We start from the raw sequence: 14,134 nt of genomic DNA, 5'->3' as shown, positions 1-14,134 counted from the left end.
GATGACTGAACCATCGAACCGAGTTCTGATACTGGGCAGCGCGCCCGGCGCCTTGGCCGCGCAAGGCTGGGCGCGCGATCCCTTTACCCATATTGTCGCGATCAATAACGCCTGGCGCATCCGGCCAGATTGGGACATGCTGATCCACCCCGAAGATTTCCCGATAACAAACCATCCAACTGGACTTGCCCCGCATCAGCGGATCATCACGGCGCAGGACTATGTACCGGCGCAAAATGGGTTTGGTGGGTTTGTCTACGCTGGCGGAACGATGGCGTTTACCGCGGGCTATTGGGCCTTGGCGGCGCTAAGGCCTGCGGTGCTGGCCTTTTTCGGCTGTGACATGATCTACCCGGATACCGGGAAGACGCATTTCTACGGAACCGGTCAGGCTGATCCTTTGCGTGCGGATATCACTTTGCGGTCGCTCGAGGCTAAATCGGCGCGCCTGGCGCTGTTTGGTGCAGAGCAGGGATGCCAGGTCGTCAGGCTGTCAAAAGGGGAGAGCCGCCTGCTGTTTCCGTCCGTCGAGATCGGTGATCTTGAAAAAGACGACTTACCCGAAACCGACGCGATGCAGACCATTGTCCAGTCGGAAAAGGAGCTGGGGTATCACGTGCCCTCGGGGCGGTATTGGGAAGTTGCGGACAGGTTCGACACTAGCAAGCTTGATGCGTTGGACCAGCAATGGCTGGCAGCCTATCGCGCGTCAGCCCTGATAGATTTCGCCTGAAACGGCCAACAGATCAGGTGGCGAATTTCGCCCAGGCCCAGACCATCGCGATATAGGTCAGGTTGTGCATCAACTGGTCCAGACCCGCAGCGCGCCAAAAAGCAGCCTGTGTTGGCATCAGTTTTTTCTTGTCAGAATACCTGGCTTTGGCAAAATCGATGTTGAAATGTACGAACCATTCCAGGGCGGCAATAATAAGAATAAAAGCCCAAGGCGCACCGAACAGCACAAAGACAATAACGGATCCGATAACATGTACGCCGGCATGTTGCGCGCGACCCCAGTGAAGATACTCACCACGACCCGATAGCATTTTGGGTGTCTGAAGGTAGAAATCCGCGAACATATGTTTGATCTGCAACAAGCAGAGCATCAACAACACTGCGCCCAAGCTGGCGGTCAAATTGTTTCTCCCGATATCGTCCTAAAGCGAACTCTAGGGGCTAAACTGGTGCGGCGCAAATAAACTAGATCACACATGGCGAATTAATGTGCAAACTGGAAACTATTTGCGTCAGTGGTCACGAATGCTGTAAATTCAGCGTGTTGGATGCGCCGCAATTTCTTCAAGATCGGATCGGTGATTCAAAACAGGGGCAGGATCCATAGAACGTTCGATTTTCCGGTTTATTTGGAAGTACTCAAAACGCGATCAGCTAATTCTGCTGGCCGTGACGTCAACGCTGTTCCCGCTGCTGTATCTGACACTGGAATTGCCCAAGCGCATTATCAACGATGCCATTGGTGCAGCCAGCCCGATTGTGGATGTTCTGGGGTATCAGGTACCGCAAACCACATTCCTGATTATTCTGTGCGGCGCGTTCTTACTGGCGGTGCTGGCGCATGGCCTGATGAAGATGCGCATCAACACCATGAAGGGTGTGCTGAGCGAACGGATGCTGCGCCGGTTCCGCTATCAGCTGATCAACCGCGCCCTGCGTTTCCCCCAACCGTATTTCGAGCGGGTCAGCCAGGGCGAAATGGTGTCGATGATCACCGCCGAAAGCGAGCCTATGGGTGGGCTTATGGGCGATGCGATCAGCCAGCCGGTTCTGCAGGCGGGACAGATGATCACGATCCTGTCGTTCCTGTTCCTGCAAAGCGTCTGGTTCGGGCTGGCCGCTGTGGCCTTGATACCGCTGCAGGCGTGGCTGATTCCCAAGCTGCAGCGTCAGATCAACTTACTGAACAAGAAACGCATTCAGGAAGTTCGCGTGCTGGCCGCGCAGATTGGAGAGAATGCGGCCGGGGCTTCGACCTTGCGTGCCAATGGCGGCTGGCGTTATCGCCGGGCGATGATCTCGGATCAATTGGGGCGGCTGTATGGCATTCGCTTCGAGATCTACCAGAAAAAGTTCTTTATGAAGTTCATCAACAACTTCATCTCGCAACTGACGCCGTTCATGTTCTATTTGATTGGCGGCCTTCTGGTGTTGCAGGGCTCGGTCTCATTGGGGGCGCTGGTGGCGGCGTTGGCGGCGTATAAGGACCTGAGCTCGCCCTGGAAAGAGCTGCTGACCTACTACAACCAGACGCAGGACATGTCGCTGCGCTGGGACGTGGTGATCGAACGTTTTGCCCCGCCAGGAATGCCCGATGAAAAGCTGTTCGAAGGCGAGCCCGAAACGCGACCACATCTGAATGGGGATATCGCGCTGGATCGGGTCTCGGTTCGGGATATGGATGGCAATCAGGTTTTGGATGATCTGAACCTTACCTTTAAGGGCGGACAAACTGTTGGGATTGCGGCCCCCAGCGAAGAGGACCGGCGCGCCGTTGCTGAGTTGCTGACGCGGGAAATTCTGCCCAGCGCGGGTCGGGTCGAGATTGGTGGCGAAAACCTGTCGAACCTGCATCAAAGTGTGGTGGCCGCGCGCATCGGCTACGCCTCGTCACGCCCAGTTATGTTTCAGGGGACGTTGGGCGACAATGTGATGATGCCGATGCGTCAGAGGCCGCTGACAACGCAGTCCGACGACCCTGATTTTGCTGAGACCCAACGCGCAGGCAACAGCGCCGATCCGTATGATGCCGAGTGGCTTGACCCGTCTCAGGCTGGGTTGGACAGCCCCGACGCGCTGCGCGATTGGTGGTTGCACCTGATTGACGGCATGGGGTCGGGGGCGGCTTTGTTCCAGCGTGGATCAGAGCAAGTGTTTGATCCGGTTGAACACCCGGAATTGGCCAGCAAACTGGTCGAGCTGCGCCCCTTGGTCCAGCAGGCAGTGCAAAAGGCTGGGCTGGAGCAACAAGCTTTGGTGTTTGATCGCGATACTTACAACCCGGCCTTGCCGGTGGTGGAAAACCTGCTGTTCGCCACGCCGCGTGTGCCGGTCACGCAGGAATTGCTGGCGCGTCAAACCGTCTTTTTGGGACAACTGCGCGAGTTGGGGTTGGACGAAACACTGGTTGGTCTGACCCGCGATGTGATCGAGATGCTGCGTCAGATCTTTGGTCTGGACGGCACCGACCACCCGCTGTTCCGCAAGCTGGGACTTGAGGCGCAAACCTATGAGGCCGCGCTGGAACTGGTCGAGCGGACCAGGAATGAGGGCGTATCCGGTCTGGATGACGAACAACTGGCCAATCTGCTGGCGGTGCCATTCGTGATTTCGGCGGAACAGATTGGGCCTGCCTTTACCGATGAGTTAAAGAACCGAATCCTCGAACTACGTCACAGCCATTCCGAGAAATTGCTGGGGCGGTTGCATGACGTTTTCGTCTCGCTGGACAAAACGGCATTTGCGCCGGGTCTGACCGTTATGGAAAACGCCCTGTTCGGCAAAGTCAGTCAGATCGGGGGCGGTCGTTCGGACGAGGCGCGTAAGCTGATTGTCGATGTGCTGGACGAAAATGGCGCGCGCCCGCTGGTGGTCGAACTGATTTATGACGTCCCGGTCGCAATCGGTGGTCAGAACTTGCCTGCCGTTTTTGCCGAACCACTGGCCTTTACCCGCGCGACGATCAAAAAGCCGGACATCCTGATCCTGGAAAACGCGCTCGCCAGCTATGACATGGCGACACAAGTTGCTGTTTACAAAAACCTGCGTCAGTTGCTGCCCGACACGACAGTTATCTATCTGAACGACCAGTTCGAAAATCCGGATGTATTCGACATGTTTGTCGAAATCCGGCAAGGTCGTGTGGTCTCGGACGGAGGGTATGATGCCGTGGAAGAGGATAGCGCCGCCTCAGCCGATCTGGCGCGCAAGCTGCGCGCATTGGAACAGACGCCGCTGTTTTCCGGTCTTGACCGCAGGCAGTTGCGCCTGCTGGCCTTTGGTGCGCGCTGGTTCGATGCCAAGCCGGGCGAGGTTGTGTTTCTGAAAGATGACCAACCCACCGATGGGGCCTATGTGGTGCTTGAAGGCGAGGCCGGGCTGTACCTGCCGCAGATTGAAGGCCCGGATCAACTGATCACAAAAGTGGGGCCGGGGGCACTGGTGGGGGAACTGGGGCTGATCCGCAAGGAGCCCCGCGCCCTGAGCATGATTGCCGAGACGGAACTGTCCTGCTTGCGGATCGGGGAAGAGGAATTCCTGGCGGTGGTCGAAAACGATGCCGCTACCGCATTCAAGCTGATGCAGGTGATCGCTGGGTACGTTTCGAACTAGATCTTGGGCTTACAGAACAATTCGTAAAGCAGCCCGATGACCTGCGCGGTGTTGCCGTCCTGCAGCGAGTAATAGATGGTCTTGCCGTCTCTTCGCGTGGACACCAGCCGTTCCTGCCGCAACCGGGCCAGCATCTGGCTGACGGCGGCCTGCCGGATTTGCAGCAGGTCCTCTAACTCACCCACTGATTTTTCGCCGTCGCCCAGATGGCACAGGATCATGAGCCGGCCTTCATGGGCCAGTGTTTTCAGAAACGCCGCAGCCCGCGCGGCGCTTTCTTTCATGTCCGCGGGGTTTTCAGAATGTGCGCCTTCGGTGTCTTGGGCTTTGGGGGTCACACGCAGCCTGTTTGTTCGCAATATGGTTGGACCAATATGCCCTGAAACCGGTTTGGTTGTCACCCCTCGGTCGCTGGCGCACCCCCTTGAAAGGCGTTGCCATTGACATAGTCGCAAGGTTCTTCCTGCATTTGCAAATGTAGCCCGTCGCTGGTGTAGGGATGCGCACGGGCCAGGTCCTCGTCCACCTCGATCCCAAGGCCGGGTGTGGTTGGGGCGGTCACGAAACCATCATCGACACGCAAAGTGCCTTTGATCAGCTGATCGTGGAAAGGCGTTTCGATGGTCTCCAGCAGCAACAGATTTGGGATCGACGCGGCCAGATGGATATTTGCGGCCCACTCGATTGGTCCGGCATATAGATGCGGTGCCATTTGGGCATTGAACACCTCGGCCATGGCAGCGACCTTCTTCATCTCCCATATGCCACCAGCGCGGCCAAGGGCGGGTTGCAGGATTTCGGCAGCCCCGGCACGCAGTACCGCGCCGAATTCGGCCTTGGTGGTCATACGTTCTCCGGTCGCGACAGGGATGCGGACGTTGCGGGCGACGCGGGCCATATCCTCGATCATGTCGGGGGGGGTGGGTTCTTCGAACCACAGCGGAGAGTAGGGTTCCAACGCCTGACCCAACCGGATTGCGCCTGCGGTGTTGAACTGACCATGGGTGCCAAATAGCAGGTCGGCCCTGTCCCCCACGGCTTCGCGGATCGCTTTGCAGAACGCGACCGACATTGAGATATCGGACATCGCAGGCATATGCCCGCCGCGGATCGTGTAAGGGCCTGCCGGGTCGAATTTCACCGCGGTGAATCCCCGCCGTACCATCTCGGCCGCGCACTCACCGGCCTGATCGGGTGAAGTCCAGAAATCGGACAGATCATGTTGCGGCAGGGGGTAAAGGTAGGTGTAGGCCCGGATGCGCTGGTTCATCACCCCACCCAGTAAGGCATAGACCGGGCGGTTACGATCCTTGCCCAGAATGTCCCAACAGGCAATTTCAAGCCCCGAAAACGCGCCCATGACAGTCAGATCGGGACGCTGAGTAAAGCCGCTGGAATAGGCACGGCGGAACATCAACTCGATGTTTTCGGGATTTTCGCCCAGCATATGCCGTTCGAACACGTCCCGGATCACGTGCTGCATCGCGTCGGGACCGACGGATGAAGCATAACATTCCCCCCAGCCGGTGATCCCGGTATCTGTCGTCACTTTGACTAAAATCCAGTACCGTCCACCCCAGCCCGGCGCAGGTGGGGCGGTAACGATGATGTCGAGGTCCTGCAGTTTCATCCGGTGTCCTCCCCTTGGATGGCGTCAGCCCCTGTCGAACAGGATCACGTTGCGCTTGGCGGATCCGGTTTTGGTGTCTTCGATTGCCTCGTTGATCTGATCCAGGGACCACCGGCCCGAGATCAGCTCGTCCAGTTTCAGCCTCCCCTGTTTATACAGGTCGATCATCCACGGGATATCGCGCTGAATGACCACGTCGCCCATTTTCGAACCCACCATGCCCTGACCCAGCGCGGCCAGAACCACTGGTTCATAGCTGGACATATCGCCCGAATGCGGCATGCCGATCATGATCGCCCGGCCGCCCCGACCCAAATAACGCGGGGCCTGATCATAGGCCGGAATTGCACCGACGGTGATCAGAACCGCATCCGCGCCGCGCCCACCCAGTGCCTTGAAGGCGGCTTTCCACGGTTGATCCTGACTGGCCAGCACGCCATGCGTCGCGCCAAATTCCATGGCGATGTCCAGCTTTTCCTCGGTCATGTCGACGGCCACAATCCGACGGGCCCCAGCGATACGGGCCCCCTGAATGGCGTTTAACCCGACACCACCCGCGCCGATGACCACCACATCCTGACCAGGGCGTAGCTTCGCGGCATTCACCGCCGCACCAACCCCGGTAATCACTCCGCAGGACAGGAGGCTGGCCACGTCTTTCGGCATCTCAGCAGGAAGTTTCACGATTTGCCGGTGGCTGACGACAACCTTTTCGGCAAAGGCACCGCAAGCCATCGCCTGATCTAAGGGACCACCGTCCACTGTCTGCAACGGTCCTTTGACGGTGTCGTAAGGCGTTTCGCAGATGGTTGGCTGGCCGCCTGCGCAAGACGGGCAGGACCCGCAGGCGCGGATTAGGGTAACAACTACTGGGTCGCCAACCTTGAAACCCCCGGCCTCGTTGCCAATCGCGGTGATCACTCCGGCGGCTTCGTGGCCATAGACGGCAGGCAAATGCCCACCCCATGCCCCGCTAGCAAAGGTGATATCGGAATGGCAGATCGCCACGGCCTCAAGTGTCACTTCGACCTCGCCCGCGCCCGGCGGTGCCAGCAAGACGTCTTCGATGACCAGAGGTTCGTCAAACGCCCGGCAGACGGCGGCTTTGATGGTTTGCATGTGGTCCTTCACTCCCTTTTGATCACGGTGGCGCGGGAAACTGCATGTCGCAAGACGGAAACCGTCATCCAGGCGTCGTTGTTACGCCACGACAGGGCGCGATCGCAAAAATAAGGCAAATCCGACGACCATCAAAACCAGGGCCAGCAGGAATGGCGCGCCGGGCAGGTAGATCGCCGCGTCAGGATTGGCAAAATGAGCGAACACGCTAGTCATCACCAGTGGCGAAATCACCATCGACAGCGCGTGCAGCGAGGTCAGCACACCCTGCAACTCACCTTGTTGCGAATCCGGGGTTGCGCGGGATGTCAGGGCCTGCAGGGCAGGGGTCACCACCGCACCGACTGCGGTAATCGGGATCAGCATCAGAGCGATGAAGCCATTGGTCAGGAAAGCCAACAGCAGAAAGCTGACCACTTCGAAAGCCATACCGTAGATGATCGTTACCCTCTCACCCAAGTACCGGGTCGCGGGGCGGATCAGGCCACCTTGTACAGCGGCCATGCCGATCCCGTACACGCCCAGTGACAGACCGATCATTTGAGGTGACCAGCCAAAGCGCTCGGTTGTGAAATAGGCCCAGATTGCGGGGTAAACGTAGATGGACACCGAGTAGAGGAAATAGACCCACAGCATCGGGCGGATGCCGGGTAAGGATGCGATGGCACGCAAAGAATTGACCGGATTGGCGCGGCGCAGGCTGAAGGCCCGGCGGGTTTTGTCGGTCACCGTTTCCGGCATGACCAGAAGGCCCGCCAGAAAAGTCAGCGCAGACAAGGCGGCTGCCGCCCAAAAAGGCGCGCGGGTTCCGTATTCGCTCAGCAACCCACCGATAACTGGGCCCAGCACAAACCCCACCCCGAAGGCGGCACCCAGCAGGCCAAAATTCGCCGCCTTTTCGTGCGGTTTCGAGACATCAGCCATGAACGCCGCCGCCGTGGCATGGGTGGCCGCGGTGATGCCACCCACGATGCGCCCGACCAACAGCAACCAGATGCTGCCGGCAATCGCCATCACCACATAGTCCAGCGACATGACGAACAAGGACACCAACAGCACAGTGCGCCGGCCATAGGCGTCGGATAGGTTGCCCAGAATTGGCCCAAATACGAATTGCATCGCGGCAAAGGCGGTGCTGAGCACACCGCCCCAGATCGCTGCGTCGGCCAAAGTGCCGCTCTGAACCTCGATGATCAGCTCAGGCATGATGGGCAATACCAGACCGATGCCCATGGCGTCGATCATCACCGTGCCGAGTACGAAGAGAAAAGGTAGACGCATAGAAACCGCTCGCGAGATTCGCCCGGACCCTATCACGCTTCGTTCACCTGTGAAGCACCTGTAACGTCAGGTCATGCCGCCGGTAATTTTTGTTCCAGATCATCCAGGATTTCGGACAGAAGGCGGGGATGAGAGAAGAACGGAGAATGCGAACTGTTGATCGATGTCCGCAAACCTTCGGGCGCGACGTGGCTCATCTGTTCTTCGTATTCCCTTGGGATCGTATGGTCGTCCGTCGCGGTGATGTAAGCCTTGGGGACGCGCGCGAAATTATCTGCAACGAACAGCGGGGTTTCCTGCGGTGCGATGGGCTGAGGGCACATGCGCGCAAGGGCATAGGGTAGGGTTTCAGGTGCGCAATCGTGATAAAACAAATCTTGCACCATGTCTGGCCTGAACGTGTAGGACAGGCAATCGGTGGATTTTTCGACGGCATCAACGACCAGTTGGCGCGGTGCCCTTTTGCGCATCTCAATCATCGAAAGGCCGTCTTGCGGAACATATGCGCACAGATAGATCAGGGCCCGCATTGCGTTCGGAGCCGCCTCGGCGGCGGCGCTGATTGGATAGCCGCCCCAGGAATGGCCAACGAGGATCGTTTTCGGAGTCGAAGCCGAAAGAACTGCATCGCGGCAACTGTCCAGCGTGACATCGACAATCGGTGTCGGGTCCGAGCCGTGGCTGGGCAGGTCAATTGCGCGCGCCGTGTGACCCAGTGCCGTCAGGGCGGGAATGACATCACGCCAGCACCATGCGCCATGACACGATCCATGGATCAACAGAAAATCTGCCAAAACAGTGCTCCTTCAAATATGTCCAATATCGGTCAGAAAATTACGCAGCAGGGCGGCGTATTCCGCCGGTTGTTCAACACAAGGCAGGTGACCGGCCCGGCGCATCAATTCGAATTTCGAGCCAGGGATAAGTTCAACGGTTTCGCGCACCAGATCCGGAGGGGTCGAGCCGTCCTCGCTGCCGGCAATGCCCAGCGTCGGCAGGCGCAAACCGCTGGTGGGGGTGTAGAAATCCGTGCCCGAAATCGCCGCGCAGCAACCTAGATAACCGTCAACGGGCTGTCGCACCATCATGTTGCGCCACAGCAAGTGTTCCGGCTCTGAGCGGAAACTTTTGGAAAACCACCGTTCCATCGTCGCATCGGCCAGCGCTTCGATACCGCCTTGGCGCACCGCATCCATACGGTCCTGCCAGATTGAAGGGATGCCGATCTTGGCGGCGGTGTTCGACAGGACCAGCGCGCGGATTTGATCCATACGCTTTACCGCCAATCCCTGCGCAATCAAACCGCCGATGGACAGGCCGACAAAGACGCAATCGCGAACGTCCAACAGATCCAGCAATGCCTCGGCATCGCGCACTAGCGCGCCCATGGAATACGGGGCGGGCGGTTGTGACGACAGGCCATGCCCGCGCTTGTCATAGCGAATGATCCGTAAACCGGCAGGCAGATGCGGCAGCATCGCGTCCCAAAGACGCAAGTCGGTTCCTAGCGAGTTGGCAAAAACAATGGGCGCGCCGTTTGGATCACCATCGACGCGATAGTGCAGCTGCACTTCTCCAATATCTGCGATCTGCATGACACAATCCCCTGTCGTCATACTTTAAGGAATCAGGTTGACCCAAACATTGATCAATGTCAGGTCAGGAATTCCAGCGCTTTTCCAAAGACTTCCGGGTCCACATTGCCCCCCGAGGCCACGACGATCACCGCGTCGCCTTCGATTTTTTCCTTGCGGAAAAGGGCAGAAGCCAACGATACCGCGCCGCCCGGTTCTAGCACGATTTTCAAACGCAGAAAGGCCAGAGCCATCGCACGCATGGCTTCCTCTTCAGTGACCGACAGGCCCGGACCGCACAAGCGGCTGAGAATTGGAAAGGTAATCTGCCCGGGCTGCGGCGTCAGGATCGCGTCACAGATATTGCCCGCAGTTTCAGCATTGGCCTGAATCTGACCGCTGGCCAATGAGCGTTTGACGTCGTCGAACCCTTCGGGCTCACAGGGGCGGGCGCGCAGACCGGGTGCGTGACCTTCCAACGCCAGCGCGATCCCTGAACTCAGCCCGCCGCCACCGCAGCAGACCAAAACATCGCCTTGCTTAACGCCCATTTCGGCGGCCTGCCGAACAAGCTCCAGCCCGGTGGTGCCCTGACCGGCGATTACCTGCGGTTCATCATAAGGGCGGATCAGGGTCAGGCCGCGTTCGGTGGCCAGGGATTCGCCAATCTCTTCGCGGCTTTCGTTTGCGCGATCATACAGGACGACCTCGCCCCCCAGTGCGCGCGTGTTGTTGATCTTCAACTGGGGCGCGTCCGAGGGCATGATGATCACTGACGAAATGCCGTGCCGTGCTGCCGCCAAAGCCACGCCCTGCGCGTGATTGCCCGAGGAATAGGCGATCACGCCGCGCTGTCGGTCCTGTGCATTCAGCGCCGAGATCGCCGACCACGCGCCACGGAACTTGAAGCTGCCCGTATGTTGCAGACATTCGGGCTTTACCAGCACCCGACGACCGGCCAGGTCATCCAGAAACGGCGAGGTGAGCAGCGGTGTTTCCCGAACGTGACCCCGCAGCCGATCGGCGGCGGCTTCGATCATCTCCAAAGTGCTCATACGGTATCCAATACTTTGCGCATAAGGGCTAAAGACTGCGGTTCGTCCAGAAACGGCACATGGCCGCGATCCGGTATTTCTGCCGAGATAAGATCGGGGTGACGTTTGTGCATCTCGACCAGCGTATCCTTGCCGAGAACATCCGAATTTGCGCCTCGAATGACACCTGTCGGAACATCGCGCAAAGCTTCGAAGAACATCCACAAATCCGGAAATTTGCCCGCAGCGGCTTGTTCCAGTAATGCAGTGCGCAAGGCCGGATCATAGCGCAACGTCAGGCCATCGTCGGTCAGTTCGTATTGGATTTCCGCCTGCTGCCGCCACATGTCCAGCGAAACCCCGGGGAATTGCTGTTCCATCACCTGCTGTAAGATTTTCGCGGCCTCGTCATAGGTTTTTGAAGTCGGCTGTTTGCCTACATAATCCATGATCTTGGCAATACCTACAGGGTCGATCACAGGGCCGACATCATTCAGGATCACCCCGGACAGCCGTTCGGGATGACTGACGGCCAGCGCCATGGCAATCAACCCACCGCGCGAAGTGCCTAAGACAACCGCACGGTCCAATCTGAGATGATCCAGCAGTTCGATCACATCAAGGGATTCGCGAACGATGTTATAGTTCATGTAGTCCGGGTCATGATCCGATTGCCCGCGCCCCCGGTAATCCATCGTGATCATCCGCACATCGGTGATATGTGGCGCCAGGAACGCGAAATCCTGGCTGTTGCGGGTCAGCCCAGCAAGGCACAGCACCGGAGTACCGGCACCGATGTCATCGAAGAAAAGGCGCCTGTCATCAGACGTGGTGAAAAAAGCCATTAAACTCCGGCCAGTTGAGGGATCGTTGTCAGGTCGGACAGAACATGTGCGGGCGTCCATGGCAAGCGATCCATTGGCTCATCTGCACGATTAACCCAGGCGGTTACGAACCCGTACCCGCTGGCCCCGGCGGCGTCCCACCCGTTCGAGCTGACAAAAAGTACCTCGTTACGGGCACAGTCGAAACGCTGCTGCACCAGATCGTAAACACTGGAATGAGGTTTGAAGACGCCAACACTTTCGACTGACAGCACGTCGTCCAGTACGCCGCCGATTCCTGCCGATTGCACCGCACCATCCAGCATGGGCGGCGACCCGTTGGACAGAATCGCGGTGTTCAGACCGCCCTCTTTCAGGGCGGTCAGCATCTGGGGCACTTCCGGATAGGCCTGCAATTCCCAATACAGGTCCAGCAGACGTTGGCGCAGGGTGGGATCGCCCTCAAGCCCGGTGGCGTCCAACGCCCAGTCCAGCCCGTCTTGCGTGACATCCCAGAAATCGGCATGGGCATCGGTGATCGCGCGCAGCCAAGTGTATTGTAACTGTTTCAGCCGCCAATGATTTGCCAATTCGGGCCATTTCTGTTGCAGCTTCTCGAACCCGGGCTCGGATGCGGCTTGCCGCGCGGCGGCGGCAACGTCGAACAGCGTGCCATAGGCATCGAATACGCAAGTGGTGATCGGCATCAATTCCCCTCCCTCATTCGCGCGCAGGTTGGCACAAGTGGTGCAGGCACAAAAGGGGGGAGGGTTTACAATAGCGCGTTACCCCCTAGGGTTGGCCGCTCAATTTCTTAACGGCCGGAGGCCACCTATGACCGAGATCAAACAAGGCGACACGGTTCGCATCCATTACAAGGGTACTTTGCTGGACGGAAACGTGTTCGACAGTTCCGAAGGGCGCGACCCGCTGGAATTTGTGGTTGGGTCCGGTCAAATCATTCCCGGTCTGGATACGGCTATGCCCGGCCTGACAACGGGTGAGAAAAAACGGGTCGAGATTGCCTGCGTGGATGCCTATGGCCCGATCAATCCGGCGATGCGGCAGCAGATCCCGCGCGAAGGGATACCGGATGACATCCCGCTTGAGCCTGGCACTCAGCTACAGATGCAAACACCGGATGGGCAGGCACTACCTGTGACGGTGGTGGAGGTGGATGACGCAACCGTCACGCTGGACGCCAATCACCCGTTGGCCGGGCAGGATCTGATTTTTGATATCGAGGTTGTTTCTATCAACTGACAACCGTGGGCCAGCGTGATGGATCAGCCTGAAATCAGGCTGGTCCAGGTTGTGAGAGTGGTGCGGACTTCTGCCTGTGTGAAGAACACAAACAGCATCAGCAGCGTGGTCAGGGCCAGCAATGCGATCCGGCCGCGTTGCCCCAGAAAACCCGATTTGCGCCGGGATGCCCGTGTGGTGGTGGCGATGATTTGTTCTGCTTTGCTCATGCCGCTATCACTGCCCGGAAAAGATGGTTAAATCTTGGCGCGGACAGGGAAAGATCAGGTCACATGTGATCGGGTTGTGGCATGCCCAGAACGTGGAACCCTCCGTCTACCCGAATGATCTCACCCGAAGTGCAGGCCCCAGCGTCCGAAGTCAGGTAAACTGCGGTGCCACCGACGGCTTCGAGCGTTGCGTTCGCGCGCATCGGTGCGTTCTGATCGCAGAACTTGTAGGTCTTGCGCGCACCGCCGATGGCCGCACCTGCCAGCGTTTTCATTGGGCCGGGTGAGATGGCGTTCACTCGGATGCCTTCGGGGCCCAGATCATTGGCCAGATAGCGGGTCGCCGATTCCAGCGCCGCCTTGGCCACGCCCATGACGTTGTAGTTCGGCACGACCCGGTTCGAACCCTGATAGGTCAGCGTCAGCAGTGAACCGCCATTGTCCTTCATCAACGGGTAAGCGCGGCGCGCAACCTCGATAAACGAATAGGCAGACACATCCATGGAGTGTTTGAAATTCGCCCGCGTGGTGTTTAGAAACCGGCCGGTCAGTTCGGATTTATCCGAATAGGCGATCGCGTGAACTACGAAGTCGATGCTAGGCCAGCGCGCGCCCAGCTCATCGAAAGCACGGTCCAAAGATTCGTCGTCGGTGACATCCGCATCCACCATGAAATCGCTGCCCAGGCTTTGCGCCAATGGCTCCAGCCGCTTACCGAACGCTTCGCCCTGATAGGTGAACGCCAGTTCTGCGCCGGCTTCGTGCATGGCCTTGGCAATGCCCCATGCAATCGAGCGGTCATTTGCCACGCCCATGATCAGGCCGCGTTTGCCCTTGAGAGTATCCGACATCG

The 14,134-nt window shown here is 58.5% G+C and carries 15 protein-coding genes; 3 read left to right on the top strand and 12 right to left on the bottom strand.

Annotated features, from left to right (window positions below):
* The first annotated feature begins 1 nt into the window (after position 1).
* Positions 2 to 733, top strand: coding sequence for a hypothetical protein (locus ACR0DL_RS20235; protein ID WP_480690965.1), 732 nt, complete (start codon positions 2 to 4; stop codon positions 731 to 733).
* Positions 734 to 746: 13 nt separating this feature from the next.
* Here the strand turns inward: ACR0DL_RS20235 and ACR0DL_RS20230 are convergent, their stop codons facing one another.
* Positions 747 to 1,106 (bottom strand): DUF3307 domain-containing protein, encoded by a 360-nt coding sequence (locus ACR0DL_RS20230; protein WP_438826472.1) that lies wholly within the window; start codon positions 1,104 to 1,106, stop codon positions 747 to 749.
* A 244-nt stretch (positions 1,107 to 1,350) separates the two neighbouring features.
* On the opposite strand from ACR0DL_RS20230, the gene ACR0DL_RS20225 reads away from it, so the two are divergent.
* Positions 1,351 to 4,347, top strand: coding sequence for an ABC transporter transmembrane domain-containing protein (locus tag ACR0DL_RS20225; RefSeq protein WP_480691020.1), 2,997 nt, complete (start codon positions 1,351 to 1,353; stop codon positions 4,345 to 4,347).
* Here ACR0DL_RS20225 and ACR0DL_RS20220 read toward each other — a convergent pair.
* The 9 genes from ACR0DL_RS20220 to ACR0DL_RS20180 form a co-directional block, all read right to left on the bottom strand.
* On the bottom strand, positions 4,344 to 4,631 hold the full coding sequence (locus ACR0DL_RS20220) for an ArsR/SmtB family transcription factor (protein WP_170351829.1): 288 nt from the start codon (positions 4,629 to 4,631) through the stop codon (positions 4,344 to 4,346). The genes ACR0DL_RS20225 and ACR0DL_RS20220 overlap by 4 nt on opposite strands.
* Positions 4,632 to 4,744: 113 nt before the next feature.
* Positions 4,745 to 5,977: a mandelate racemase/muconate lactonizing enzyme family protein gene (locus tag ACR0DL_RS20215; protein ID WP_480690963.1), complete on the bottom strand. Its 1,233-nt coding sequence runs from the start codon at positions 5,975 to 5,977 to the stop codon at positions 4,745 to 4,747.
* Positions 5,978 to 6,001: 24 nt separating this feature from the next.
* Complete coding sequence (locus tag ACR0DL_RS20210) at positions 6,002 to 7,096, bottom strand: Zn-dependent alcohol dehydrogenase (protein WP_480664274.1); 1,095 nt, start codon at positions 7,094 to 7,096, stop codon at positions 6,002 to 6,004.
* An 81-nt stretch (positions 7,097 to 7,177) separates the two neighbouring features.
* A complete protein-coding gene (locus ACR0DL_RS20205; protein ID WP_480690961.1) occupies positions 7,178 to 8,377 on the bottom strand; it encodes a TCR/Tet family MFS transporter in 1,200 nt (399 codons plus the stop codon).
* A gap of 71 nt (positions 8,378 to 8,448) precedes the next feature.
* Entirely contained in the window at positions 8,449 to 9,171 is a 723-nt protein-coding gene (locus ACR0DL_RS20200; protein WP_480690959.1) for an alpha/beta fold hydrolase, read from the bottom strand.
* A gap of 12 nt (positions 9,172 to 9,183) precedes the next feature.
* Positions 9,184 to 9,972, bottom strand: a complete 789-nt coding sequence (gene pcaD, locus ACR0DL_RS20195) for a 3-oxoadipate enol-lactonase (protein ID WP_425081441.1) — start codon at positions 9,970 to 9,972, stop codon at positions 9,184 to 9,186.
* 59 nt (positions 9,973 to 10,031) lie between these two features.
* Positions 10,032 to 11,006 (bottom strand): threonine ammonia-lyase, encoded by a 975-nt coding sequence (locus ACR0DL_RS20190; protein WP_480690957.1) that lies wholly within the window; start codon positions 11,004 to 11,006, stop codon positions 10,032 to 10,034.
* Positions 11,003 to 11,830 carry an alpha/beta fold hydrolase gene (locus ACR0DL_RS20185; protein WP_480690955.1) on the bottom strand — a complete coding sequence of 276 codons (828 nt, stop codon included), beginning with the start codon at positions 11,828 to 11,830 and terminating at the stop codon, positions 11,003 to 11,005. The genes ACR0DL_RS20190 and ACR0DL_RS20185 overlap by 4 nt, the downstream gene beginning before the upstream one ends.
* Complete coding sequence (locus tag ACR0DL_RS20180) at positions 11,830 to 12,516, bottom strand: haloacid dehalogenase type II (RefSeq protein WP_480690953.1); 687 nt, start codon at positions 12,514 to 12,516, stop codon at positions 11,830 to 11,832. Before ACR0DL_RS20180 ends, ACR0DL_RS20185 begins: the two co-directional genes overlap by 1 nt.
* 127 nt (positions 12,517 to 12,643) lie before the next feature.
* Here ACR0DL_RS20180 and ACR0DL_RS20175 point away from each other — a divergent pair, with 127 nt between their 5' ends.
* A complete protein-coding gene (locus ACR0DL_RS20175; protein WP_170378947.1) occupies positions 12,644 to 13,072 on the top strand; it encodes an FKBP-type peptidyl-prolyl cis-trans isomerase in 429 nt (142 codons plus the stop codon).
* Positions 13,073 to 13,095: 23 nt separating this feature from the next.
* Here the strand turns inward: ACR0DL_RS20175 and ACR0DL_RS20170 are convergent, their stop codons facing one another.
* A complete protein-coding gene (locus ACR0DL_RS20170) occupies positions 13,096 to 13,281 on the bottom strand; it encodes a hypothetical protein (protein WP_480690951.1) in 186 nt (61 codons plus the stop codon).
* A 59-nt stretch (positions 13,282 to 13,340) separates the two neighbouring features.
* Complete coding sequence (locus tag ACR0DL_RS20165; protein WP_170351779.1) at positions 13,341 to 14,132, bottom strand: enoyl-ACP reductase FabI; 792 nt, start codon at positions 14,130 to 14,132, stop codon at positions 13,341 to 13,343.
* Between the last annotated feature and the right edge of the window lie 2 nt (positions 14,133 to 14,134).

It is taken from the genome of Ruegeria sp. BB5 (assembly GCF_056539405.1).
Note: the sequence above shows the minus strand (reverse complement) of the source record. Positions and strands in the feature narration are given on the sequence as shown.

What these genes read in the sequence shown, in the direction of transcription:
- ACR0DL_RS20185 (WP_480690955.1), bottom strand. Translation starts at nt 11,830, where the DNA reads ATGGCTTTTTTCACCACGTCTGATGACAGGCGCCTTTTCTTCGATGAC.
- ACR0DL_RS20170 (WP_480690951.1), bottom strand. Translation starts at nt 13,281, where the DNA reads ATGAGCAAAGCAGAACAAATCATCGCCACCACCACACGGGCATCCCGG.
- ACR0DL_RS20230 (WP_438826472.1), bottom strand. Translation starts at nt 1,106, where the DNA reads ATGCTCTGCTTGTTGCAGATCAAACATATGTTCGCGGATTTCTACCTT.
- ACR0DL_RS20205 (WP_480690961.1), bottom strand. Translation starts at nt 8,377, where the DNA reads ATGCGTCTACCTTTTCTCTTCGTACTCGGCACGGTGATGATCGACGCC.
- ACR0DL_RS20215 (WP_480690963.1), bottom strand. Translation starts at nt 5,977, where the DNA reads ATGAAACTGCAGGACCTCGACATCATCGTTACCGCCCCACCTGCGCCG.
- ACR0DL_RS20180 (WP_480690953.1), bottom strand. Translation starts at nt 12,516, where the DNA reads ATGCCGATCACCACTTGCGTATTCGATGCCTATGGCACGCTGTTCGAC.
- ACR0DL_RS20165 (WP_170351779.1), bottom strand. Translation starts at nt 14,132, where the DNA reads ATGTCGGATACTCTCAAGGGCAAACGCGGCCTGATCATGGGCGTGGCA.
- ACR0DL_RS20220 (WP_170351829.1), bottom strand. Translation starts at nt 4,631, where the DNA reads ATGAAAGAAAGCGCCGCGCGGGCTGCGGCGTTTCTGAAAACACTGGCC.
- ACR0DL_RS20175 (WP_170378947.1), top strand. Translation starts at nt 12,644, where the DNA reads ATGACCGAGATCAAACAAGGCGACACGGTTCGCATCCATTACAAGGGT.
- pcaD (WP_425081441.1), bottom strand. Translation starts at nt 9,972, where the DNA reads ATGCAGATCGCAGATATTGGAGAAGTGCAGCTGCACTATCGCGTCGAT.
- ACR0DL_RS20235 (WP_480690965.1), top strand. Translation starts at nt 2, where the DNA reads ATGACTGAACCATCGAACCGAGTTCTGATACTGGGCAGCGCGCCCGGC.
- ACR0DL_RS20190 (WP_480690957.1), bottom strand. Translation starts at nt 11,006, where the DNA reads ATGAGCACTTTGGAGATGATCGAAGCCGCCGCCGATCGGCTGCGGGGT.
- ACR0DL_RS20210 (WP_480664274.1), bottom strand. Translation starts at nt 7,096, where the DNA reads ATGCAAACCATCAAAGCCGCCGTCTGCCGGGCGTTTGACGAACCTCTG.